Raw genomic sequence first — 23,610 nt, 5'->3', positions numbered from 1 at the left:
TGTATAATAAAGATAAATAAAGTCTTTATAGCCATTCAAAGGAGGGGATATCATGAGTACACCAATGGAATGGAGTGTAATGATCGCATTTGTGTTCGCAATTTTTGCATTTGGCGGCGCATTAATGATGTATCTTGTTCAAACATTCGATAGTAGAGAGTCTGTACGAATTGATACTGCTGAAGAAGCACTAGAGAAGAAAGTCTTTGATGATGAGGAACATTATCATTAATAACAATGTATAGCCAGGGAAACCTGGCTATTTTTTTCAATAAAAATAGCAAATATCGAACGGGGTTATAATATGAAAACGAAGAAACCAATGAAAGAATCAAGAAGTGTAAAATCCATTCAAATATTTCCAGAGGACACAAATCACCACAATACGATGTTCGGTGGTAAATTAATGGCGGAAATTGATGAAATCGCAGCAATCGCAGCGATGAGACATAGTGGGAATTCAGTTGTAACAGCATCTACAGATTCAGTAGATTTCTTACAACCAATCGGAACGGGTGAAGTGATATCGTTAGTTTCATTTGTCACTTATGCAGGTAAATCATCTATGGAGATCTGTGTAAAAGTCATTAGTGAAGACAATATTAATCAAAAGAAACATTTAGCAGCGTATAGCTTTTTAACATTTGTTGCTTTAGATAAAGAAGGGAACAAAGCAGAAGTTCCAGCAATCTATCCTGAAACAGATGATGAAAAATGGTTCTATGAAAGTGCGCAAGATAGAGTGAAACTACGCCAAGAAAGAAGAAAAGAAAGCAAGAAAACATTAGACTTCATGTCTACAAAACTATATATCTAATTTAAATAAAGGGCTAGGACAACAATCGTTATCCTAGCCCTTTATTATATTATTGATTCATTCTTAATTCGTTTGCTTTAAAGTCAACATCTTTATAGTACATATCTTTTACGAGTAGATTTGGACCTAAACATCTCACTTTAGGACAGTGACAGTTAAGTGATTTTGCTAAAGATGAATTCATCCATGTTTGATATACATCTTCAAGTTTATCTTGTTTAATATTTGCGATAGATCCCGTTTCATCGCCGAAGTCTGTAACAATCACATCTCCAGAAAATACATTTACGTTTAATCTGCTTCTTCCATCTGGATCATTTCTTAAACTTACATTTTTAGATGATTTTAATCTAGATAATAAGTTTTGGTCTGATTCATTCATGAAACAAGGGTAAAAAGGTAACGTTCCAAATAACATCCAAGTATCTTCATCTCTAAAGTCTAAAATTTCATGAATAGTATCTTTCATTTCATCTAAACTCATAATATTTAACTGACTCGCAAAGTCAGAAGGGTACATAGGATGTATTTCATGACGACTACATTTCATATCATGAACAATTTCATTATGGATTTTTTGTAAATAAGGTTTCGTACTTTTATTTAACATCGTTTCAGCAGATACAAACATACCTTGTTCTGATAGTGTGGCAGAGTTTTGAACCATTTGTTCGTATAGACGATATCTTGCTTTTAAAGGTGGTTTCTTGTCCATCACATGGAAACCAACTTCACTGAATTCATCGATTGTTCCCCAGTTGTGTGAGATATGCATAACATCTATATACTCAGCAATTTCTAAATAACGATCAAGTGGTAACGTTAAATTAGAATTCATTTGCGTGTAAATGCCTCTTTTGTGTGCATATTTTAATAAAGGAACGACAGTTTCTCGAATTGATTTTTTACTGAACATTGGTTCTCCGCCAGTAATAGAGATAGTTTTTAAGTGAGGAACTTCATCAAGTCTCTTTAAAATTAAATCCATCGGTAACGTGTCAGGGTCTCGTAATTGCAACGTATAACCTACTGCACAATGTGCACAACGCATGTTACAGAGTGTAGTCGTTGTAAATTCTATATTACTCAGTTGTAATGAACCATGTTCATCTATATCGTTATAGGCTTCCCACGGGTCGTTTTTTATTGAAATAGGACTTTTCAAGTCGTATATCATGATATATCCTTCTTTCTGATTTTTTTCCTATCTATGAGCGTAACATTTGTTATCAAATTTTCCAATACTGATTTATGATTGTTTTTATACTTGTTATCATTCATAATAATATTATTAAAAATAAAGGAGTATTAAAATGAGTAAAAAAACATCACTTAATGAAATCAAACAAAGGTTATCAGACTTTTTAGATGAAATGGAAGCAATGAATCCTGAAGATATGGAAGTATCTGATGTAGATGAATGGATTGCTTTGCTTGATGAACTTGAGAAAAAAGTTCAAGCTATGCATGATTAATGGTGATCATAGATGAATGTTTCAGTAAAAGTAGGACAGAAGTTTCCTTTAACGATCAAACGATTAGGTATTAATGGTGAAGGTATTGGCTATTATAAGAAGAAGATAACATTTGTAGAAGGTTTATTGCCGGGAGAGGTTGGACTTGTCCAAGTTGTAAAAGCGAAACCAAATTTTATCGAAGCGAAAGTAGTCAAAATCCGTGAACGTAGTAAAGAAAGGGTTAAACCTAAATGTAAAGTTTATGATATTTGTGGTGGATGCCAACTGCAACATTTAAATTATGATGCGCAACTTTTATTCAAATCACAAATTGTAAAAGATGCGTTAACTAAATATGCGAAAAATATCCCAACAAAAATTGTAAAACCTACAATCGGTATGGATAATCCTTGGGGATACCGTAATAAAAATCAATTTCCTGTTCAGAAGAAAGGAAATCAACTCATTGCAGGCCTTTATGAAAAAGACAGTCATCAATTAATTGATATTAAAAAATGTCCAGTTCAAGATAAACGTACGATTCAAGTTACGAATGAATTGAGAAATATTTTGACAAATTTACAAGTTAAAGTATGTAGAAATCCAAATAAAGAACAAGGGCTAAGATATATTGTTACGAGAGTAGCAAAGCATAGTCAACAAATACAAGTTACGTTAGTTTGTACGGATGATCAATTGAAGTATAATCAGTCTCTTATTGATCAAATCATGAATTTGTCTTTCGTGGAAAGTTTATCCATCAATATTAATAAAGAGAAGACATCACGAGTACTTGGCAATCAAACGATTCATGTAAGTGGTAAACAACAAATTACAGAAACGCTTGGTCAATACTATTATGATTTATCGCCAGATTCATTTTTCCAATTAAATCCGGAACAAGCTACAAAAATGTACGGTGAAATTGAAGCTCAAGCGAATTTAACAGGTAATGAATCAGTTGTAGATGCATTTTGTGGAACAGGTACAATAGGTATTTGGCTTTCTAAAAATGCGAAAGAAGTAAGAGGTATGGATATCATTAAAGAAGGTATTGATGACGCTAAGAAAAATGCCGAACTCAATAATCGTCATAATGTACACTATGAAGTTGGTGATGCATATAAAGTTATGGATAAATGGATTAAAGAAGGTTTTAAACCAGACGTGATAACAGTTGATCCGCCAAGAACAGGATTAGGTATTAAAGCTGTTGAACTTATTAAATCCGTTCATCCAAAAACATTTGTGTATACAAGTTGTAATCCATCAACTTTAGCTAAAGATTTAGCACACTTATCTAAAAAATACAAAGTCGTAAGCATGCAACCTATTGATATGTTTCCACAAACAGCACAAGTAGAAGTCGTAGCAAAATTAGTTGCAAAATAAGTTTAAAACCTTTCAAAAGTGGTATATAAATATTAGACATACTATGAAAGGAAGAGATTGATATTATGAGTAAAAAAGTAGCAGCAGTTGTAACAGATTTATTCGAGGACGTTGAATTAACAAGTCCACAAAAAGCATTAACTGATGCTGGACATGAAGTTGTTATTATTGGTGAAGAAAAAGGTAAAGAAATCACTGGTAAAAAAGGCGAAAAAGTTACAGTAGAAGTTGGTATTGATGAAGCAAATGCTGCAGATTATGATGCAGTCTTAATTCCTGGCGGATTTTCACCAGATTTATTACGTGGAGATGAACAAGGACGTTTTGGCGAATTTGTTAAACATTTCGTACAAAATGAAAAACCTTCATTTGCAATTTGCCACGGACCTCAATTATTAATTGATACAGATTTATTAAATGGCAGAACTGTTACTAGTTTCTTGTCAGTTAGAAAAGACTTACAAAATGCAGGTGCAAAAGTCGTTGACGAATCTGTAGTCGTTGACAATGGCATCGTCACAAGTCGAACTCCAGACGACTTAGAAGACTTTAACCGTGAATCACTTGCATTGCTTCAATAGATGCTTTGATGAGCCACTCACTTTTATAGTGAGTGGTTTTTTTGTGCAGGCTATTATATAATTTTTTTATAATATGTAAGGAGCGTGGTTTATGGAAAGTAAGTATGATACAAAGTATTTTCAGTCATTAATAGGGCGCGCTGAATTAACCGAAAATATTTTGAAATCAATTCAAAATAAATCAAGTGGAAACGATGGCGAAAACTATTTTAGTGCTATTTTAAATTGTGATACGGATATCGTATATTTGAATGACTTTCAATTTACTTACAATAGTCAAGTTCAAATAGATACAATCGTCATCGATGATTATGCAATATATTTATTCGAGATAAAGAATTATAAAGGCATTTATTATTTAGAAGACACGTTGTTAAAAAATAATTTTGGAAGTACATTTACCTCACCGTTCATACAAATGGAACGAGCTAGAAATGAATTCAATAAACTATGTCACTATTTAGAAATTGGTAAACCCGTCATTTCAAAATTAGTCTTTACCAATCCTTACTTTAACTTCAAAAATAGAAACCTACTAAAAGATCAAGTTATCTTACCCTCAGAATTAGGCTCCATTACCCAACTTTTTAAAAATCAAAATCAATCAGAAAATATAAGAATTAAACAGAAACTATTGTCAGTAAGAAATTCATTTGATGCACAATACAGTAAAGGTGTGACAATACCGTTTGAACAAATCAATCCAGGTATTAAATGCCCTAGATGTAATCGCATGTTCACAGTAAAAATTGAACAAGACAAACAGAAATGTACATGCCAATATTGTGAGTCCGTCATGGATAAAAAGTATCTTTATGAATATAATTTGCAAGAACTGTATTATTTAAAACAAGAGCCATTCACTATCACCGAAGCAGTATGGTGGTTAGGAGGGAATAGTAAGACAATTAGAAGAATTTGTGATAAATGTTTCATAAGTAAAGGAGCTAGAAATAAAAAATACTATTTAAGCTAATGCTATGAATTTTAATGTAAGGTAGTTAGGGACAGAATTCCGAGAAGTGTCCGTAAGAGGTGCTGTTAGGGACAGAATTCCGAGAAATGTCCGTAAGAGGTATCGTTAGGGACAGAATTCCGAGAAATGTCCGTAAGAGGTATCGTTAGGGACAGAATTCTGAGAAATGTCCGTAAGAGGTGCTGTTAGGGACACAATTCCGAGAAATGTCCGCAAGAAGTGCTGTTAGGGACAGAATTCTGAGAAATGTCCGTAAGAAGTATCGTTAGGGACACAATTTCAAAAAATGTCCCTAACATCCGTTAACAACCTCCATCACAATCTACAAAATTCCACATCTCAGCGCGCTATTTTAAAATTTTTATTGAAAATACTTAAATTTAACCCAACAGAAAAAGCAGTGAAGTTCTTCATAAACTTCACTGCTTCTTTATTTTTATTAGAAGAATCTTCTTATTAGTGTTTTGAGTGGTGGCATTTTTTCGAGTCTGTTTTCTTCTAATGCTGTTCTAATTTCGAATTTTGCATATCCTTTTGCTTCGTCCCATATAATTTTACCTGGTAATGGAGCAGCATCTGGATCTACTTTTACGTTAACAACTACAGGTTTATTCGCATTTTTAGCTTTTTCAAGTGTAGGGGCGATGTCTTCTACATCTACGACATTATAGCCTATACCGCCACAACTATCTGCAAATTTAGCGAAGTCGATATCGCCTAAATCAATAGCATATTCTAACTCACCAGCTGCTTGTTGTTCGTATTTTATGAAAGCTAATTCTTGGTTATTCAGTACGACGACGATAATAGGTAGTTTATATTGTACCGCTGTAACGAAGTCTTGCATAACCATCGCAAATCCTCCGTCACCTGTAATAGCAATTGCTTGCTTATCTGGATTTGCGACTTTACTTGCTATCGCTCCTGGTAATGCACAGCCCATCGTGCCTAACCAAGATGACGTGATAAATTTATGATTGTGACCGAGTTGTAAATATCGTGTGCTCCATACTGTTGAAGTTCCGACGTCAACTGAAAATACTGTGTCATCTGTTGAAATTTTTTCTATTTCAGACATTAATAATTCTGGTCTGATTGGTTTGCTGTCATTATTTCTATCTTCTTCTAACCATCTGTTCCATGCTTTCATATTTTCTTGGCATGCTTTTAAGAATTTACGGCTGGTAACTTTTTCAGACGCTTCTGTTAATGCAGCTAATACATTTTTTGTATCGCCTATTAAGCCTACATCAACATTAAATCGTTTGCCGATATTTGTTTGATTAATATCAATTTGGATACATGGTATATCTTTATCAGGTAAATAATCTACATATGGATAATTCGTACCAACTAAAATTAATAAATCAGCATCTTTAGACGCTTCAAATGCTGGTTTAGTACCAATTTTACCTAAGTTACCCATGAAATTAGGATGTTTATCCGGTATGATACCTTTTGCTGGTAATGTAATTAAACCAGGTGCATCGATATGATCTAAGAAGTTAAGTAATTCTTCCTTAGCATCTTTAGCACCAACACCAGTTAGGACGACCGGTTTTTCACTTTTATTTATAAGTTCTGCAGCTTTTTTAACATCTTCATCTTTAGCGTAAGTTACTGCATTTTCAAATTTATAAGTTTCTCTAGGGACATTGTCTTCAATTTTCTCACCTAGGACATCACTTGGAATCGTTAATACTGCAACGCCTTTTTTAGCATATGCAGTTTTGATAGCTTCATCTACAATTTCATGTACATTTTCAGCTGATTCTAATTGTTTATTATAAACAGCTACATCTTCGAAAAGGGCTGTTAAATTAACTTCTTGGAAGAATTTTGTGCCCAATAATTTTGAATCTGTTTGACCAGCTAAAACGAGCATAGGGACATTATCCATTTTAGCGTCATACATACCATTTAACATATGTATTGCGCCCGGACCACCAATACTTAATGCCACTGCTATCTTGCCTGTTAATTTGGCATAACTACTAGCAGCTAAAGTTGCAACTTCTTCGTGTCTTACATCATAGAATTTAATATTATCTTCTTCTGTTTTAAGTGCATCTACGACTTTATCTATTGAATCACCAGGTATGCCATATACGTGGTCAATTTGCCAATTCTTTAAGACTTGTACGAGTGCTTTGTTTGCTTTAATTTTTGCCATATAAAATTCCTCCTTATCGTTATCTATACCCAAATACGCTAAAAGTTATACTTATAAATAAGACTCAGGACTGATTTTGTTGTTTTTCAGTAAAAAGAAGTGTTTAAATTCATTATTACAAGCTATAATGATGTAAGAAATATGAATAAGGGAGAATACAGATGGGGCTATTTAAGAATAAGAAGAATGAAATACCACAACCTAATTCAGAAGAAGTTCAATATAGAAGATATCAACATTATTATCAAGAACCTGTACAGCCAAGAAAGAGAAAAAGAATTTCAAAGCTATTTGGTCTTGTAACAATACTTATTATACTTGCGATTGTTTTTTATTTAGCAGTTATGTATATGTGGTCAAGAACATCTGATGTAGATGATTTAGTAAAAATTGAAGATAAACAATCTTATGTTCAAGTTGAAGATATGCCTGATTATACTAAAAATGCTTTTGTAGCAGTTGAAGATAAACGATTTTATGATCATGATGGAATTGACTTAAGAGGTGTATCACGTGCGCTTGCTGTAAGTTTGAAAAATGGTGAACTTACACAAGGTGGAAGTACGATTACACAACAAGTCGTTAAAAACTATTTCTATACGAATGAAACGCAACTGACAAGAAAAGTGAAAGAGATGTTTGTGGCGAAACGTGTTGAAGATAAATATAGTAAGAATGATATTTTGAGTTATTATGTCAATAATATTTATTTCGGTCAAAATAATTATACGATTGAAGAAGCGGCAAATTATTACTTCGGTGCAACAGTCGATAAAAATAATCCAAACCTTCCTCAAGTAACGGTATTACAAAGTGCAATTTTAGCGAGTGTCGTAAATGCACCATCCAATTTTGATATTAATAATATTAGTGATAGTTATATGACACGTATCAAAACAACGCTTGAAAAAATGAAACAACAGAATTATATTACTGAATCAGAGTATACTGAAGCTATAAATGAATTAAATCAATAATAAACACACTGAGTTAAGAGATTAAACTTTTAAACTCAGTGTGTTTTATTGTATCCTATATATATGTGTGGAGGGATGTAAAATGCTTAAAATAACTAAACTTGAAGTACAAAAGAAAAACAAAGAACGTTTAAATTTATTTATTAATAATGAATTTGAAATGGGTATTGATCAAGCAACATACATCTACTTTAATTTAAGAAAAGATTTAGAAATTACAAAAAGTAAGTTACAAGAAATTAAGGACTACGATCAATATAGACAGGCACTTAATCAAGCGATTGTCTATTTATCACATAAAAAGCGTACGAAATATGAAGTAGAAAAATATTTAACAGACAAAGAATATGGCAGTGACTTAATTGATAGAGTGATAGAGTATTGTCAATCTAATAAATACATAGACCATAAAGATTATATTGAAAGTTTAAAAAACACCATTTTAAAAACAACTGATAAAGGTCCTGACCATTTTGAAAGAGTAGCTAAAGAAAAAGGTATTGAACAAGATTTAGTACACGAATACAAAGAAAAGTTTGAAATGGAAATGGCGGAAGATCGCATTCCGAATATCGCAAAAAAGATTATGCAAAAAAAGAAACAACCTCCTAACCGTTTAAAACAAACGATTGTCCAAACACTTCAACAAAGAGGCTATGCTTTTTCATTAATCAATGAAAATCTAACAGATTTGAATATTGAACCGACATCTGATGATGTTGAAAATATTTTGATGAAAGATTTGGAAAAGGTATATAATAAATATCAAAAGAAATATAATGGATATGAACTTAAGTCACATGTTATTCAAGCACTCGTAAGAAAAGGGTATACATTTGAAATGATTAATGACAAATTAGTAGAAAGTGGTATTGTAGATGAATAATGATAAAAAATTTGTTGAAATGACAGAATATGAACTTAAAAATGCAATTGCTGAATATCGCGAAAAGATGAGAAAATCAGAAATGATGGGTATACTAAATGAATATGAAGTATATAAGAGAAAAGCACTCATAGCAGAAAGTTACCTTGTCGACACTTCAAAAATAGAAGTAGGTAAAGTATATGGCTTAATAGGTGACACACCTAGTTACTTTAAAGTAGAACGCATTAATGGTGTATTTGCTTGGGGATTTAGATTAAAAGGATCAAAAATTGAAGAAGGCATTCCTGTAAGTCTTCTACAACTATAATGGTGGTGCAGAATGACACAGCAAATATTACTGAGAGTTGTTAACGCAACTAAATATTATTATATAAGTAAAGAACAGAATAAATTCAAATCATTATTTAAGTTAAAGCACCTTAATAAAGACATTGTACTTAAAAATGTTACCGTGCATCTTTATAGAGGCGAAGTGCTGGGCATTATCGGTGATGATCAGTCTGGTAAAGAAATGATCAGTAAATTAATGATTAAAGAAGTTGCACCTAATTTAGGTAAAGTAACAAATCATGCCCAAATATTTTTAGCGGATGTTAGACATAAAGCTGATGATCATCAAACATTAAATGAAATGATTATTCGTACTTTGAGTTTATCCGGTGTAGAAATTAGAGACATTACGACGATTCAAAGACAAATATTAAGCTTTGCCAAATTATCGGATAAAGCTTCAAAGACGTGCCAAGATATTAATGAAGCGGAATATGCGCAGTTGTTAGTTAGTATAGCCAAATATATGAGACCGACTGTTGCAATTTTTACGAACATCATTCAATACTTAGACGAATCATTTCAGAAGAAGTTCCATGAATTTTTAAATGAACAAAAAGAATACGATCGTGCAGCTGTTGTTATTGATGACCATATACACTCAATTGAGAAAATGAGTAACTATCTTATCTGGCTAACTTATGGTCAAGTTAGAAAAGAAGGTACCGTTAAAGAAGTATTAGGTCATTACCGAGAATATCATAAGAAATATAACCAAATTCAAGATAAAGACCAAAAAGAACTTTACGATCTTAAATGGAAGATGGCTCAACAAGAACTTCCTATAGCGCACGGCGAAGGTTATAAAAGAATGCGTAAATATCAATACGGTAGAGTGCCGAAATCTATTGAGAAAATGATATTTTATGGCTTAACATTTATCTTTGGTGCTACATTAGCAGCGCTATTTATGTTTATAGGTGTGGGTAGCTCGCCTACAGAAAAAGAAGTTACATCAAAACAGGTCATCACAACAAATAGTGAACCAAAATACATAGATAAGTCAGCTTATGTCCTATCGCTGAAACATGATACAGAACTCACACCTTCATCCAAAGGCTCAAAGTTAAAATTACCTCAGTATAGTTTTGTAGATGTAACAGGTGAAAATCAATCTAATTATAGACTTGAAGTAGATGACAAGACTTATATCTCTAAGAAGAATAACTTGTACTTTTTCAATCCGGCAGGACTATATGAAGACGTTGATTGGTCAGATTTAGAAGATTATGTTGATGATAGTTATTTAAATTATATTGATTTTTATAACAGCTTTATGCATAAATCACATAAGAAAGTTTCTGAGACGATCACAGCTGATAAAACAAACCGATTTAATGAACAAATGGAAGGCCAAAAAGTACATATGGTTTTCGACAGTGACAATCAACTAACTGGTTTTACATTTGATATGAAAAACAAAGCTAAATTAGTTAAGAAATACAATATTTCAAGTGACACTTGGGTAGTTAAATCAAGAGATGGCTTTATGATAGCAGACTTAGCAGAAAACAAATGGATTTTTATACAATTATAGGAGGTCAATATGAACGAATTATTTGAACAACATATTAAACATTTTCCACATATGCTTAAATATTGCTTCTATGAAGTTAAAACTCATTATAAATATTATGTATCTGCTTTTGCTATCATGTTAGTATTATTGATCTTCACATATTTGAAGTTATGGATTACTGATGCGATAGATGTACAGCAATCAACGTCTTATTATAAGTTGATTGGCTTTTTCGCTTACATGTGGGTCTTTTTATCACTTTTTAATTCAGAAAAGACAGTCAGAAAACAAGGGGCACTTTATAATAGATTATCAGTACCGTACTATGTTGGTGCTTCTTCACAAGTATTTTTAACGATGATTATGTTCTTGATTGTTGTAACACTTACTGGGATTGTTTCAACATTTTCGACATCAAATTTAATCGAAATTAACCATTTAGGATTTTTCTATTATTTAGTGATGGCATACATATTACTTGTACCAGTAGCATCTATTATCGGCGTGTTTGGTAAATATGTATATTCTGCACGGTTTATCGTTTTCGGATTATTGATTGTATTATTATTTGTCGTACCGATATTGTATGTACCTAATAATATGTATGCAGTTTGGGTCAATGTCTTAAAACTCAATCCATTATTCTATATTATTAATGGGTTCCAACAATCAATGGTGTTAGGTAACGCATCCGTTACGAATTTGCCATATCATATTCTGTTCTATTTTGAAGTAGCATTTATTTATTTAGCTTGGATCAATATTAATAAAGCTTATAAAACTGAATACTTTAAATAAAAAATAAGGCTGAGACGATTTAATCGTCTCAGCCTTATTTGTGTTTCTATGCTTCAAGTTTTTTCATTAATTTCTCTTCGGTAAATACCCAGCCGATATATGAGTTTGTCACTTTCATATCATCATCTAAATGTAGTATAGCTACAAATGGGTAATGACCATTTTTCAAATATCTTAAATCAATAAATCTTAGTTCTGTTGTTTTTTTATCTATTCTTGTAACTTCCCATCGATAAATAGAACTGAAACTTAAGAAAGATCTTAAATTCTCATCATATTTAGCATAAGCCATTATATGGTCATTCGGGAATGCTTGTCTTTTGAATACATCATTAAATGCTACGTTACGACCATAACTGCGTCCAACATAATCATGTGTTTCAGTTTGAATGGCAATTCGCCATTCCATAAATCGTATTGTCGGTGCAACAAATATTTTAACAGGATTATCTTCTTGTTGTATTTGTTTTAAAGCTTGGTCTTTTATCGCTTTTTGTAATATGAATCGCACAATATAATAGAATATTAACAAGAAGTATAATGTACCAAAAGCAATGCCAGCATTAACACCGAGTGTCCAGAACAATATGGCAACTAAGTGTGCTACAAAGATAATGGGGTCAAACGTATTAATAATACTTAATTGAATCCATTTATTAGATATCGGTCTAAGCGCCTGTGTACCATATGAATTAAAAATATCTACAAAAACATGAAAGAATACGGCAAATTGCGTCCATAACCAAATATGCAAGACATCTACTCCTGGAAAGATAACGAATATTAGAAATGTTAATATTAAAGGCCATAATAATGTAAAAGGTATAGAATGAGTGATACCTCTATGGTTTTTAACATATATCGCATTATTTTTTAATTTTAATACTGTATCAATATCAGGTATTTGTGATCCAACCATTATACCAGTTGCCACTGCAGCAAATGTAGGTGTAACATGTGGATCTAATGTCGCAAGACCAGTTAACGCAACACCCATAACAACGTGTGTACCAGTATCCATAAAAATCACCACTTTACTTTAATCTATATGATATATATTATATAGCATATGCATAGTAATCTGAAAGCAATTCACAAGAAAGTAGTGTCATAAATGATAGAAACGAAACAATTTAAAGACGATTTGCTTAATTGGTTTCATAAAAATAAACGACAAATGCCATGGAGAGAAACAACAAATCCATATTATATTTGGTTAAGTGAAGTTATGTTGCAACAAACACAGGTTAATACGGTTCGACCATATTACAAAGCTTTTATTGAGCGTTTTCCAACTATAGAAAGTTTGAGTGAAGCAAACGAAGAAGATGTACTTAAATATTGGGAAGGTTTAGGTTATTATTCTAGGGTTAGAAATTTTCAAGAAGCGGTTAAAGAAGTTCACCATAGTTATCACGGAGTAGTACCAGATAACCCTGATGATTTTAAAAAGTTAAAAGGTGTCGGCCCATATACAAATGCAGCAGTTATGAGTATCGTGCATAATCATCCGATACCAGCAGTTGATGGCAATGTGTTAAGAGTGTGGAGTAGATTGACTGGTAATGACAGTGATATAGCTGCACCGAAGACGAAAAAATTATATGAAGATGAATTACAGCCATTTGTAGAAGAACATTCTGGAGATTTTAATCAAGCAATGATGGAATTAGGAGCAACCATTTGTACACCTAAAAAGACTTTGTGTATTATGTGCCCTGTTCAAAAACATTGTTATGCATTTGCTAATGGTATAGTGGATGAATTACCGGTTAAAAAGAAAAAAATAAAGAAAAAGACAATTGATTTTAACGTATTATATATCACGAATCGTTCTGGAGAAATATTAGTACGCCAAAGAGATACGAAATTATTAAATGGCATGTGGGAGTTTCCAATGTTTGAGGCTGATGAAAGTATACACAGCATTGAAGAAACTTTAGATGCAGTTATAGATATTGATCAAACACCTGAATATACTACTAAACATGTTTTTACACATATGACATGGAATATGAATGTATACCGTGCGCATACTCAAAAAAGTGATTTTGATTACCCATATAAATGGATTAAAAAAGAAGAAAAAGAACAGTTATCATTTTCAACATCTATGAGTAAGATTTTTAATCAACTCAATGGATAATGATAAGAAACATAATTTTAGCTTATTTTTTTAAATATGATATAATAACTTGGTAAATATTTAAAAGGTGGTGTGGAACATGGTCAAAGAATCCATACCAAAAGAAGGCCAAGTAATTAAAATACAAAGTTATAAACATGATGGTAATATACATCGTGTGTGGTCTGAAACAACAATTCTTAAAGGTACGAGTCATGTTATTATTGGTGGGAATAATCGTACACTCGTAACAGAAAGTGATGGTAGAACTTGGGTAACAAGGGAACCAGCGATTGTTTATTTCCATTCAGAATATTGGTTTAACGTCATTTGTATGTTCCGCGAAGACGGTGTTTATTATTATTGTAATTTATCATCACCATTTGTTTGTGATGAAGAAGCGATTAAATATATCGATTATGATTTAGACATTAAAGTTTATCCAAGCGGCAAATATCATTTGTTGGATGAAGATGAGTATAAACAACATATGAAACAAATGAATTATCCTAAAGACATTGATGTAATACTTAGAAGAAATGTTGATATTCTACAACAATGGATTGAACGCAAGAAAGGACCATTTGCGCCAGACTTTATTAAAGTTTGGCAAGAAAGATTTCATTCAATTGATAGACGTAATTCTTGAGAATGAAAATATCACAGCCTAGCTAAAGCTAGGCTGTTTCGTTTGGACTAAGATTGGGGGAACAATAATGATTAAAAGGTATTTACAATTTGTAAAACCATACAAGTGGCATATTGTAGGTACGATTATCATTGGAATTTTAAAATTTGGTATCCCGTTATTACTTCCATTACTGATTAAATATGTAATCGATGATGTCATTAATAATGGTGCACTATCAATTGGACAAAAAACAGAAAAATTAACATATGCAATGTTAATTATGGGATTCATATTTGTTGTACTAAGACCACCTATAGAATACTTCAGACAATATTTAGCACAATGGACATCTAATAAAATTCTGTATGATATTCGTAAAAAATTATACACACATTTACAGGCATTAAGCTCAAGATTTTATGCTAATAATAAAGCAGGGGAAGTTATATCACGCGTGATTAATGACGTTGAACAAACTAAAGACTTTATCCTTACAGGACTTATGAACGTTTGGTTAGATTTAGTGACTATCGTCATCGCATTAAGTATTATGTTTGTTTTAGATATTAAATTAACATTTACAGCAATTGCGATTTTCCCAGTATTTATATTTAGTATTTATTACTTCTTCGGAAAATTACGTAGTTTAACGAGAAGAAGATCGCAAAGTTTAGCAGAACTTCAAGGATTTCTTCATGAACGTGTTTCAGGGATGTCTGTTATTAAAAGTTTTGCTATTGAAAAAAATGAAGAAAAACGATTTGATAAAAGAAACCAAAACTTCTTAACTAAAGCAACTGATCATACGAAATGGAATGCTAAATCATTTGCAGTTATTAATACAGTTACAGATATTGGTCCATTATTAGTAGTAGGTATCGGTGGTTTTCTTGTTATTCAAGGGAATTTAACTGTTGGGACATTAGCAGCATTTGTAGCATATCTTGAACAGTTATACGGACCTTTAAGAAGATTGGTTTCATCATCTACAACTTTAACGCAAAGTATCGCTTCAATGGACAGAGTATTTCATTTGTTTGATGAAAAATATGATGTCAAAAATGAAGATGACGCACAAGACATTGTCATTAAAGAAGGGCACATTACGTTTGATGACGTATCATTTAAATATAATGATTATGAAGATGAAGTGCTTAAACATATTAATTTAGATATTAATAAAGGTGAAACCGTCGCATTTGTAGGTATGAGTGGTGGCGGTAAATCGACACTTATTAGTTTACTGCCTAGATTCTATGATGTGACAAAAGGTAGTATTAGTATTGATAATCATAACGTTAAAGATTTCACAACTGAAAGTCTCAGAAATCAAGTAGGTATGGTTGAACAAGATAATATTTTATTCTCTGATTCTATTAAAGAAAATATTTTATTAGGTAAACCGGATGCATCTGATGAAGAAGTTATAGAGGCTAGTAAAAAAGCGAATGCACATGACTTTATTATGTCATTGCCAAATGGTTATGATACAGAGGTCGGCGAACGTGGTGTAAAATTATCAGGTGGACAAAAACAAAGAGTTTCTATTGCAAGAATATTCTTGAATAACCCTCCTGTATTAGTACTTGATGAAGCGACGAGTGCACTTGATTTAGAAAGTGAAAAAATTATTCAAGATGCACTTGAAATATTAAGTACTGAAAGAACGACTTTAATAGTTGCACATAGATTATCAACAATTACACATGCGGATAAAATAGTTGTTATTCAAAATGGACAAATTGAAGAAGTTGGTTCACACAAAGAATTAATGGCTGCACAAGGTAGTTATTACAACTTATATAACATTCAATCATTCGGGTAAAATTACAACACCCCCTCATTCTATGCTATTATTAATTTAATAGAGATAGACTGAGGGGGAATTTTTATGACTTTTTTAAGCATACTACAATTGATTGTGAATATTTTATTCTTTGTCATCATTATTGGTGGTATTATTGCCTGTATTTCTTTGTATGTTATAGATAAAAGGCAAAAGCATCATAGTGTATTAAGAAATTACCCTGTACTTGGTAGAGTGAGGTACTTTTTAGAAAGTATAGGACCAGAACTTAGACAGTACTTAATATTAAATGACAATGCTGGAAAACCATTTTCAAGAAAGCAATATTTAAATATCGTCATGCCAGGTAAATATAAAAATAGAATCGAAAGCTTTGGGTCGTTGAGAAAATTTGAAGAGCCAGGATTTTATTTACAAAATACAATGTTTCCAGTAGACCATGACGAATTAGAAATTAACCAAGATGAACAAATGTCTACTTTCATTTATGAAATTTCTAATGAAGGACTTTTTGATCGTAAAGAAGAACAAAAACAAAAAGATGTTGATCCATATAAATTAACAACAGACAACCAAATTATTATAGGTGGTGACTTAAAACATCCATTTATCGTTAATAGATTGGTTGGACAATCAGGAATGAGTTATGGTGCACTAGGTAAAAATGCGATTACTGCATTGTCAAAAGGATTGGGCAGAAGCGGTTCATGGATGAATACAGGAGAAGGAGGATTAAGTGATCATCATTTAAGTGGAGAATGTGATATCATCTTTCAAATAGGACCAGGTTTATTTGGTGTTCGAGATAAAGAAGGTAATTTCGATGAGAAAGAATTTATTGAAAAAGCCAATATGAAACAAGTTAAGGCATTTGAATTAAAGTTAGCGCAAGGTGCCAAAACGAGAGGTGGACATATTGAAGGAGCAAAAGTAACAGAAGAAATTGCTGAAATTAGAAATGTAACGCCTTTTGAAACGGTTAACTCACCTAATAGATTTGAGTTTCTTCATAATAATAAAGAGTTGTTACAATTTGTTCAGAAGTTAAGAGAACTATCTGACAAACCAGTTGGCATAAAAATAGTTGTCGGAAACATAAATGATTTAAAGAAATTAATACATGAAATGGTATCATCAAACATTATTCCTGATTTTATTACTGTCGATGGTGGAGAAGGTGGAACAGGTGCGACTTATCAAGAACTTGTAGATACTGTTGGTTTGCCATTATTTTCTGCATTACCAATATTAGATGTAGAACTTAAAAAATTTAAAATAAGAGATAAAGTGAAAGTATTTGCATCTGGAAAACTCATTACGCCTGATCAAATAGCTATTGCATTAGCATTAGGTGCAGATCTCGTTAATGTAGCAAGAAGTTTAATGATTAATGTAGGTTGTATTATGGCTCAACAATGTCATACAAATAATTGCCCGGTAGGTGTAGCTACTACAGATCCCAAAAAAGAGTCGGCTTTAGTTGTATCAGAAAAAGAATACAGAGTTTCAAATTATATTGTAAGTTTACATGAAGGGTTATTTAATTTAGCTGCAGCAGTAGGTGTGAAAAGTCCCAATCAAATAAATGAGAACCATTTATTATATAGAAGTGCTAATGGAAATGTCATGAATGTTAATCAATATAAAAAATCCATATATAAAGAGCAATAAAATAGACCTGAACAGAAAACTGTTCAGGTCTATTTTTATAAATCAAAATCTTCATCTTCAATTTGAATGTCGCTATCTTCTGGATGGTATTTGAAATAACTAGAAGATAATTTGTCTAAATGTAAAATAGTCGCTTTATAATCTAACATAGCTGAAATAACTTGCATGACGTTCTCAATATAGTAATCTTCTTGATCAGGATTTTCCATAATATCTTTAATGAATATTTCCATTAAATCTTCTTTATAAGGTTCTACTAAATAATCAGGAACTTGATCAATTTCGTGTTTAGCTTTTTGTGATATTCTTACTAATATTTGTTCATGCTGCGCCATCAGTTCATCCAGTTCAAACTTCATTTGTACTTTGAGATCATCATTTAAGTTATGAATATCGTTTTCGTAACGATTCATTTTTCTTAAAACTTCGTATGCTCTACGTGTTGATGCAATAATCTCTTTGAAAAGAATCTTCTTACGCATTTGACTAAAAGCTTGTTTCTTTGTGTAGGCTCTTTCTTCTTTATAATATAAATAAAATTGTTCAAGCTTTACGATACGTGTTCTGATTGTTTCTAAATCTTGCTTTACGTAGTGGAATTCAGTTGTACCATTTAACACTAATCTAAACCATTTAAAGATATCTGTAGAAATATTAAGTGAGTTATAATACATTTTAGTTTCGAATTTCGGTGGTAAAAACGTAAAGTTAACAAGGAAAGCACTTAAAACACCAATCATAACTAAGACGAAACGATAGAATGCAGAGATATAGAAATCTCCTTCATGATGTCCAAGTATGATTAAAGCTGTAACAACTGCTAAGTTAGAAACATGTTGTAGATTAAATTTGTAAAGTATTGAAATAATGATAATCGCTGTTAAACCGATAAATACAACATTGTTACCAAATATAGAGAATATGGTAACAGCTGTAATCGCACCAATCACATTACCTTGAAATTGTTCTACAATCGTTTTGAACGAACGATAGACACTTGGTTGCATGGCGACCATTGCAGCAACACCAGCTATTGATGTTATCATTGCTGGTCCTGGCAGTAAATTAGCTATAAATATTGCTAGGACAATCGCGATACCAGTTTTAAATATTCTTGCCCCAAATTTCATAAAACCATTCCTTTTTGTTTTTAAAACAGGGTTGTAACAAATATCACAAGCCTAGTATATATTGGTTATACAACGTTTTGGCTAACTTTTCAAGTTTATAATTGAGAGAAAGCGTAATCAACTGCATTTAATGTTTGATTTATGTCTTCTTCAGTATGTTCAGTCGTTAAGAACCATGCTTCATATTTAGAAGGTGCTAAATTAATACCTTGATTTAACATTAACTTAAAGAATTTTGCGAACTGTTCGCCGTCAGTATTTTCAGCTTGAACATAATTTTCAACTTTTTCGTCTGTAAAGTAAAGAGTTAAAGCACCTTTGATTCGATTAACTGTTGCTTTAACGTTATGTTTTTTAATTAATTCCAATAAACCTTCTTCTAATTGTTGACCTAATTGATCCAATTTATCGTAAACACCAGGTTGTTCCAATATTTCTAATAAAGCAATTCCAGCTCTCATAGAAAGTGGGTTACCCGCCATTGTACCTGCTTGGTATGCTGGACCAAGTGGTGCAACATGTTCCATGATTTCTTGACGTCCTCCGTATGCACCGATTGGTAAGCCGCCTCCAATAACTTTACCAAATGCAGTTAAGTCAGGATAAACGCCTAATAAATCTTGTGCAGCACCGTAATGGAATCTAAATGCTGTAATAACTTCATCATAAATCACTAAACCACCGTATTGATGTGTTACTTCATTTACTGCTTCTAAAAAGCCTTCTTTAGGCTCAACCATACCGAAGTTTCCGACGATTGGTTCTACTAATACACCAGCAACTTGATCGCCCCAATGTTCCATAGCTTCTTTAAATGAATCTATATCATTAAAAGGAACTGTAATAACTTCTTGTGCTACACTTTTCGGTACACCAGCAGAATCAGGTGTGCCAAGTTGAGATGGACCACTTCCTGCAGCAACAAGCACTAAGTCAGAATGTCCGTGATAACATCCAGCGAATTTAATGATTTTATCTCGCTTAGTATATGCACGTGCAACTCTAATAGTTGTCATAACAGCTTCAGTACCTGAGTTTACAAATCTGATTTTTTCTAATGATGGAATAGCGTTACGTAGTTTTTTAGCAAACGTAATTTCATATTCAGTAGGTGTACCGAATAATACACCATCTTCAGCTGCAGCTTTAATGGCTTCCGTTATATGTGGATGTGCATGTCCAGCTATGATTGGTCCATATGCTTGTAGATAGTCTATATATTTATTGCCATCAACATCGTAAAAATACGCACCTTTACCTTTTTGCATAACTACAGGAGCGCCACCACCTACAGCTTTATATGAACGAGATGGTGAATTGACACCACCAAGAATATATTCATTTGAAAGTGTTTGTAAGTACTCACTTTTTGTAAATTCCATATTATCAACCTCTTTTAATTTAATTATTTTCATTTATATCGTATCATAAAATTAAACATCTATCGTTTATAAGGAGTGTAAAATATGATACAAATTGGTGAAAAATTTCCGGATTTCAAGTTGAAAAATCAAAATGGTGAATTAATTAGTAATGAGGACTTAAAGGGATCTAAAGTCGTTGTTTATTTTTACCCTAGAGATAATACACCGACATGTACGACAGAAGCATGTGATTTTAGAGATAATTTAGAAGATTTTAATGAATTAAATACGAAAGTTTATGGTATTAGTGGAGATAGTGAAAAGAAACATGCTAATTTTTCTAATAAACATAATTTGAATTTTGATTTACTAGTAGATGAAGATTATAAGCTTTCTGAAGAAGTAGGCGTATATCAATTGAAGAAATCATTTGGTAAAGAATCAATGGGGATCGTTAGAACGACTTTTGTGTTAGATGAAGAAGGTACTGTCATACATAAAATTGACAAAGTAAAAGTTAAAACTCAAATTGAAGACTTAAAAAACTTTATAAAGGAATGATATAAATGAAAGTCGTTACTTTAATGAGGCTAAAAGAACAAGAAGAGAGACTAAAAGAAACATTTCCTAATGTAGATTTTAAATTTTATAAACATCCGAATGAAGCACGTGATGAAGATTTAGAAGATGTTGATGTATTAGTTAGTTATCATGGAGAAGTGAATCCTTCATTTTTAGATAAATGTAAGAATATCAAACTAATCGCATGGTTTGCTACAGGGGTGAATCAATTACCTCTAGGTTACATTCAAGATAGAGGAATTAAATTGACTAATGCAAGAGGGGTACATGCCATTCAAATCGCTGAATTTATTTTTGCATATATTCTAAATGATATTAAACTATTTAGTACTTCATATGAGTCTCAAAAGAAACGTGAATTTAATCATAAGCTTAAACCTGATTCAATAAATGAAAAGACTATTCTATTTTTAGGTACAGGTAAGATTCCGCAAAGAACTGCTGAAGTTGCTAAAGCATTTAATATGAAGGTTATTGGTATAAATACAACTGGACATGATGTTCCTGGGTTTGATGAAGTTTATTCTATAGAAGAAAGACGTCATGTATATCATAAAGCTGACTTTATTGTGAATGTATTACCTGAAACAGAAGATACGATACATTTACTACAGAAAGAAGACTTTAAACATATGAATGAAGATACACATTTTATAAATGTAGGTAGAGGTACTGTCGTATCAGAAAGTGTCTTATATGAAGCATTGGATAGTAAAGAAATTAGATATGCATCTTTAGATGTATTTGAAGAGGAACCATTACCTGAAAACTCTCGACTATATGATTTAGATAATGTGTTTATCACAGCTCATATTACAGGTAATGATCTTAACAATTTAAAGAGAAGTACAGATATTCTAATTGAAAATCTTAAACATATTGAAAATGATGAACTAGATAAGTTAATAAACATTGTTAACTCAGAAGCGGGATACTGATTAATTGTTTGACAAAATGCTACTAAAAGGGATATATTATAAATAATAATCATTATAAATTAGAAGGTGGGTGTAAGGATGCAACAAAATATTGAGAATGTTGAACATATGTTAGACGATGCAATTGGTACTTTAAGAAGTACTGGTGTTAGAATTACACCACAACGTCAATCGATACTTCAATATTTAATCGAAACAGATAGTCATCCTACTGCTGATGAAATTTATCAGTCACTTTCACCACAATTTCCAAATATGAGTGTTGCTACAGTTTATAATAACTTAAAAGTTTTTAAAGAAACTGGGCTTGTTAAAGAATTAACATACGGTGACGCTTCAAGTCGTTTTGATTTTGAAACACATAATCACTATCATATTATCTGTGATCAATGTGGTAAGATATCTGATTTTCATTATCCACGATTAGATGAAGTAGAACAATTGGCACAACATGTCACTAGTTTTTCAGTAACGCACCACAGAATGGAAATATATGGTGTTTGTCCAGAATGTCAAAATAAGAATAAATAAAACAAAAAGCTAAAGGCGGATGCCTTTAGCTTTTTTTCTTTTCTTCAGTATGTTCTTCAGTTTGCTGTTCTTCTAATTTCTTAGATTTGCGCTTATTATTATAATCTTGATTAAAGGCTTTACCCTCTAAATTCTTATCTAATGTAAGAGGTTGATTACAATTAGCACAAATATCTGCTCGTCCTAACATTTTTGTATAATGATCACAGTTTGGACATTGCACTTGTATAGTACGAGAACTCAACATGCCAATCCAAAAGTAAACTATAAATGAAAGACCAAGAGCTAACATTCCTAAAACTAAGAATATACTAAATACAATTTGGCTCTTAAAATAGTAAAAGAAGAATACACCTATGTACATAACAATCATACCTAAGAAGATTAATCCTAATGCAAAAGATCTAATTCTATTTATTTTACTAGTAGGTTTTTTGCGAAATAGCTTCAAATCTATTCCCTCCATACTTATTAATACTGATAAAGTATAGCATAATTTCTATTAAAATATATAGTCCCTAATAAAGCGAAATAATACACAATTTTGTTTATATAAATCGTTGACGTATAGTATATATCTTGATATTATATAAAAGTCGTCAAAACAGACAGACATCGCAAAATAAAACGATTGTTAAAAAGGTTAATAAAGTGTAAATTTAACGCTTGAAATTAACTAAATAACAATGTAATATAAATTATGCAAGTTGATTGAAACGGAAACGACCACTTGAAAAGCTGAGTCAAACCGGACAAAACAAATTATTATTTTTTAAAAATAATACTTGACTTGATATTTAATAACTAGTATAATTGTTTCTTGTAGCGATTAAAATGAACATTGAAAACTGAATGACAATATGTCAACGTTAATTCCAATAATTGAGTACTGAAAGTACTTCAGAGTGATTGGCTTAACCAA

At 31.8% G+C, this 23,610-nt stretch carries 24 protein-coding genes; 18 read left to right on the top strand and 6 right to left on the bottom strand.

Features of this window, described 5'->3' with window-relative positions:
- The first annotated feature begins 52 nt into the window (after positions 1-52).
- Both LQ617_RS12320 and LQ617_RS12315 read left to right on the top strand, forming a co-directional pair.
- On the top strand, positions 53-232 hold the full coding sequence (locus LQ617_RS12320; protein ID WP_037590455.1) for a hypothetical protein: 180 nt from the start codon (positions 53-55) through the stop codon (positions 230-232).
- A 72-nt stretch (positions 233-304) separates the two neighbouring features.
- Positions 305-817 carry an acyl-CoA thioesterase gene (locus LQ617_RS12315; RefSeq protein WP_037590456.1) on the top strand — a complete coding sequence of 171 codons (513 nt, stop codon included), beginning with the start codon at positions 305-307 and terminating at the stop codon, positions 815-817.
- A gap of 49 nt (positions 818-866) precedes the next feature.
- Here LQ617_RS12315 and yfkAB read toward each other — a convergent pair whose 3' ends face one another.
- Entirely contained in the window at positions 867-1,994 is a 1,128-nt protein-coding gene (yfkAB, locus tag LQ617_RS12310; RefSeq protein ID WP_204188921.1) for a radical SAM/CxCxxxxC motif protein YfkAB, read from the bottom strand.
- Between the two features lie 136 nt (positions 1,995-2,130).
- Here yfkAB and LQ617_RS12305 point away from each other — a divergent pair, with 136 nt between their 5' ends.
- From LQ617_RS12305 to LQ617_RS12290, 4 genes are all read left to right on the top strand, one after another.
- Positions 2,131-2,292 (top strand): SE1561 family protein, encoded by a 162-nt coding sequence (locus LQ617_RS12305; RefSeq protein WP_049320382.1) that lies wholly within the window; start codon positions 2,131-2,133, stop codon positions 2,290-2,292.
- Positions 2,293-2,304: 12 nt separating this feature from the next.
- Entirely contained in the window at positions 2,305-3,666 is a 1,362-nt protein-coding gene (gene rlmD / locus LQ617_RS12300; protein ID WP_159315345.1) for a 23S rRNA (uracil(1939)-C(5))-methyltransferase RlmD, read from the top strand.
- Between the two features lie 65 nt (positions 3,667-3,731).
- Positions 3,732-4,247: a type 1 glutamine amidotransferase domain-containing protein gene (locus LQ617_RS12295; RefSeq protein ID WP_025905630.1), complete on the top strand. Its 516-nt coding sequence runs from the start codon at positions 3,732-3,734 to the stop codon at positions 4,245-4,247.
- A gap of 91 nt (positions 4,248-4,338) precedes the next feature.
- Positions 4,339-5,223, top strand: a complete 885-nt coding sequence (locus tag LQ617_RS12290) for a nuclease-related domain-containing protein (protein ID WP_204168121.1) — start codon at positions 4,339-4,341, stop codon at positions 5,221-5,223.
- A 439-nt stretch (positions 5,224-5,662) separates the two neighbouring features.
- On the opposite strand, the gene LQ617_RS12285 is transcribed toward LQ617_RS12290, so the two are convergent.
- Positions 5,663-7,396 carry a pyruvate oxidase gene (locus tag LQ617_RS12285; RefSeq protein WP_239740481.1) on the bottom strand — a complete coding sequence of 578 codons (1,734 nt, stop codon included), beginning with the start codon at positions 7,394-7,396 and terminating at the stop codon, positions 5,663-5,665.
- A gap of 161 nt (positions 7,397-7,557) precedes the next feature.
- Here LQ617_RS12285 and sgtB point away from each other — a divergent pair, with 161 nt between their 5' ends.
- The 5 genes from sgtB to LQ617_RS12260 all read left to right on the top strand — a co-directional run bounded on the left by sgtB (position 7,558) and on the right by LQ617_RS12260 (position 11,909).
- Complete coding sequence (gene sgtB, locus LQ617_RS12280) at positions 7,558-8,373, top strand: monofunctional peptidoglycan glycosyltransferase SgtB (protein WP_025905627.1); 816 nt, start codon at positions 7,558-7,560, stop codon at positions 8,371-8,373.
- Positions 8,374-8,455: 82 nt separating this feature from the next.
- On the top strand, positions 8,456-9,259 hold the full coding sequence (gene recX, locus LQ617_RS12275; protein WP_206166877.1) for a recombination regulator RecX: 804 nt from the start codon (positions 8,456-8,458) through the stop codon (positions 9,257-9,259).
- Positions 9,252-9,569 (top strand): YfhH family protein, encoded by a 318-nt coding sequence (locus tag LQ617_RS12270; RefSeq protein ID WP_025905625.1) that lies wholly within the window; start codon positions 9,252-9,254, stop codon positions 9,567-9,569. The genes recX and LQ617_RS12270 overlap by 8 nt, the downstream gene beginning before the upstream one ends.
- A gap of 12 nt (positions 9,570-9,581) precedes the next feature.
- The gene (locus LQ617_RS12265) at positions 9,582-11,129 is read left to right on the top strand and encodes an ABC transporter ATP-binding protein (protein ID WP_239740480.1); all 1,548 of its coding nucleotides are present in this window, start codon (positions 9,582-9,584) and stop codon (positions 11,127-11,129) included.
- 9 nt (positions 11,130-11,138) lie between these two features.
- A complete protein-coding gene (locus tag LQ617_RS12260) occupies positions 11,139-11,909 on the top strand; it encodes an ABC transporter permease (protein ID WP_058611102.1) in 771 nt (256 codons plus the stop codon).
- Positions 11,910-11,955: 46 nt separating this feature from the next.
- Here the strand turns inward: LQ617_RS12260 and LQ617_RS12255 are convergent, their stop codons facing one another.
- Positions 11,956-12,930 carry a metal-dependent hydrolase gene (locus LQ617_RS12255; protein WP_025907185.1) on the bottom strand — a complete coding sequence of 325 codons (975 nt, stop codon included), beginning with the start codon at positions 12,928-12,930 and terminating at the stop codon, positions 11,956-11,958.
- Positions 12,931-13,023: 93 nt separating this feature from the next.
- Here LQ617_RS12255 and mutY point away from each other — a divergent pair, with 93 nt between their 5' ends.
- The 4 genes from mutY (at position 13,024) to LQ617_RS12235 (ending at position 18,143) form a co-directional block, all read left to right on the top strand.
- Positions 13,024-14,055, top strand: a complete 1,032-nt coding sequence (mutY, locus tag LQ617_RS12250) for an A/G-specific adenine glycosylase (protein ID WP_239740479.1) — start codon at positions 13,024-13,026, stop codon at positions 14,053-14,055.
- A 79-nt stretch (positions 14,056-14,134) separates the two neighbouring features.
- Entirely contained in the window at positions 14,135-14,683 is a 549-nt protein-coding gene (gene ntdP, locus LQ617_RS12245) for a nucleoside tri-diphosphate phosphatase (RefSeq protein WP_025907189.1), read from the top strand.
- Between the two features lie 67 nt (positions 14,684-14,750).
- Positions 14,751-16,490, top strand: coding sequence for an ABC transporter ATP-binding protein (locus tag LQ617_RS12240; RefSeq protein WP_037590537.1), 1,740 nt, complete (start codon positions 14,751-14,753; stop codon positions 16,488-16,490).
- Between the two features lie 66 nt (positions 16,491-16,556).
- The gene (locus LQ617_RS12235; RefSeq protein WP_037590538.1) at positions 16,557-18,143 is read left to right on the top strand and encodes an FMN-binding glutamate synthase family protein; all 1,587 of its coding nucleotides are present in this window, start codon (positions 16,557-16,559) and stop codon (positions 18,141-18,143) included.
- Between the two features lie 35 nt (positions 18,144-18,178).
- On the opposite strand, the gene LQ617_RS12230 is transcribed toward LQ617_RS12235, so the two are convergent.
- Both LQ617_RS12230 and LQ617_RS12225 read right to left on the bottom strand, forming a co-directional pair.
- Positions 18,179-19,273 carry an FUSC family protein gene (locus tag LQ617_RS12230; RefSeq protein WP_037590539.1) on the bottom strand — a complete coding sequence of 365 codons (1,095 nt, stop codon included), beginning with the start codon at positions 19,271-19,273 and terminating at the stop codon, positions 18,179-18,181.
- 95 nt (positions 19,274-19,368) lie between these two features.
- Positions 19,369-20,655, bottom strand: coding sequence for a glutamate-1-semialdehyde 2,1-aminomutase (locus tag LQ617_RS12225; protein WP_048540694.1), 1,287 nt, complete (start codon positions 20,653-20,655; stop codon positions 19,369-19,371).
- Between the two features lie 84 nt (positions 20,656-20,739).
- Here LQ617_RS12225 and bcp point away from each other — a divergent pair, with 84 nt between their 5' ends.
- The 3 genes from bcp (at position 20,740) to perR (ending at position 22,688) form a co-directional block, all read left to right on the top strand.
- Positions 20,740-21,198 (top strand): thioredoxin-dependent thiol peroxidase, encoded by a 459-nt coding sequence (gene bcp, locus LQ617_RS12220; RefSeq protein WP_037590541.1) that lies wholly within the window; start codon positions 20,740-20,742, stop codon positions 21,196-21,198.
- A gap of 5 nt (positions 21,199-21,203) precedes the next feature.
- Positions 21,204-22,157, top strand: a complete 954-nt coding sequence (locus tag LQ617_RS12215; RefSeq protein ID WP_239740478.1) for a phosphoglycerate dehydrogenase — start codon at positions 21,204-21,206, stop codon at positions 22,155-22,157.
- A gap of 78 nt (positions 22,158-22,235) precedes the next feature.
- A complete protein-coding gene (gene perR, locus LQ617_RS12210) occupies positions 22,236-22,688 on the top strand; it encodes a peroxide-responsive transcriptional repressor PerR (protein ID WP_025907200.1) in 453 nt (150 codons plus the stop codon).
- Between the two features lie 25 nt (positions 22,689-22,713).
- On the opposite strand, the gene LQ617_RS12205 is transcribed toward perR, so the two are convergent.
- The gene (locus tag LQ617_RS12205) at positions 22,714-23,154 is read right to left on the bottom strand and encodes a YgzB family protein (RefSeq protein WP_037590543.1); all 441 of its coding nucleotides are present in this window, start codon (positions 23,152-23,154) and stop codon (positions 22,714-22,716) included.
- Between the last annotated feature and the right edge of the window lie 456 nt (positions 23,155-23,610).

This window comes from Mammaliicoccus sp. P-M59 (genome assembly GCF_022386135.1).
Classification (GTDB): Bacteria; Bacillota; Bacilli; order Staphylococcales; family Staphylococcaceae; genus Mammaliicoccus; species Mammaliicoccus sciuri_A.
The sequence above is the reverse complement of the archived record's forward strand: the minus strand, read 5'-3'. Positions and strand labels throughout refer to the sequence as shown.

Coding starts and splice junctions, on each gene's coding strand:
- LQ617_RS12320 (WP_037590455.1), top strand. CDS start 53: ATGAGTACACCAATGGAATGGAGTGTAATGATCGCATTTGTGTTCGCA.
- LQ617_RS12315 (WP_037590456.1), top strand. CDS start 305: ATGAAAACGAAGAAACCAATGAAAGAATCAAGAAGTGTAAAATCCATT.
- yfkAB (WP_204188921.1), bottom strand. CDS start 1,994: ATGATATACGACTTGAAAAGTCCTATTTCAATAAAAAACGACCCGTGG.
- LQ617_RS12305 (WP_049320382.1), top strand. CDS start 2,131: ATGAGTAAAAAAACATCACTTAATGAAATCAAACAAAGGTTATCAGAC.
- rlmD (WP_159315345.1), top strand. CDS start 2,305: ATGAATGTTTCAGTAAAAGTAGGACAGAAGTTTCCTTTAACGATCAAA.
- LQ617_RS12295 (WP_025905630.1), top strand. CDS start 3,732: ATGAGTAAAAAAGTAGCAGCAGTTGTAACAGATTTATTCGAGGACGTT.
- LQ617_RS12290 (WP_204168121.1), top strand. CDS start 4,339: ATGGAAAGTAAGTATGATACAAAGTATTTTCAGTCATTAATAGGGCGC.
- LQ617_RS12285 (WP_239740481.1), bottom strand. CDS start 7,396: ATGGCAAAAATTAAAGCAAACAAAGCACTCGTACAAGTCTTAAAGAAT.
- sgtB (WP_025905627.1), top strand. CDS start 7,558: ATGGGGCTATTTAAGAATAAGAAGAATGAAATACCACAACCTAATTCA.
- recX (WP_206166877.1), top strand. CDS start 8,456: ATGCTTAAAATAACTAAACTTGAAGTACAAAAGAAAAACAAAGAACGT.
- LQ617_RS12270 (WP_025905625.1), top strand. CDS start 9,252: ATGAATAATGATAAAAAATTTGTTGAAATGACAGAATATGAACTTAAA.
- LQ617_RS12265 (WP_239740480.1), top strand. CDS start 9,582: ATGACACAGCAAATATTACTGAGAGTTGTTAACGCAACTAAATATTAT.
- LQ617_RS12260 (WP_058611102.1), top strand. CDS start 11,139: ATGAACGAATTATTTGAACAACATATTAAACATTTTCCACATATGCTT.
- LQ617_RS12255 (WP_025907185.1), bottom strand. CDS start 12,930: ATGGATACTGGTACACACGTTGTTATGGGTGTTGCGTTAACTGGTCTT.
- mutY (WP_239740479.1), top strand. CDS start 13,024: ATGATAGAAACGAAACAATTTAAAGACGATTTGCTTAATTGGTTTCAT.
- ntdP (WP_025907189.1), top strand. CDS start 14,135: ATGGTCAAAGAATCCATACCAAAAGAAGGCCAAGTAATTAAAATACAA.
- LQ617_RS12240 (WP_037590537.1), top strand. CDS start 14,751: ATGATTAAAAGGTATTTACAATTTGTAAAACCATACAAGTGGCATATT.
- LQ617_RS12235 (WP_037590538.1), top strand. CDS start 16,557: ATGACTTTTTTAAGCATACTACAATTGATTGTGAATATTTTATTCTTT.
- LQ617_RS12230 (WP_037590539.1), bottom strand. CDS start 19,273: ATGAAATTTGGGGCAAGAATATTTAAAACTGGTATCGCGATTGTCCTA.
- LQ617_RS12225 (WP_048540694.1), bottom strand. CDS start 20,655: ATGGAATTTACAAAAAGTGAGTACTTACAAACACTTTCAAATGAATAT.
- bcp (WP_037590541.1), top strand. CDS start 20,740: ATGATACAAATTGGTGAAAAATTTCCGGATTTCAAGTTGAAAAATCAA.
- LQ617_RS12215 (WP_239740478.1), top strand. CDS start 21,204: ATGAAAGTCGTTACTTTAATGAGGCTAAAAGAACAAGAAGAGAGACTA.
- perR (WP_025907200.1), top strand. CDS start 22,236: ATGCAACAAAATATTGAGAATGTTGAACATATGTTAGACGATGCAATT.
- LQ617_RS12205 (WP_037590543.1), bottom strand. CDS start 23,154: ATGGAGGGAATAGATTTGAAGCTATTTCGCAAAAAACCTACTAGTAAA.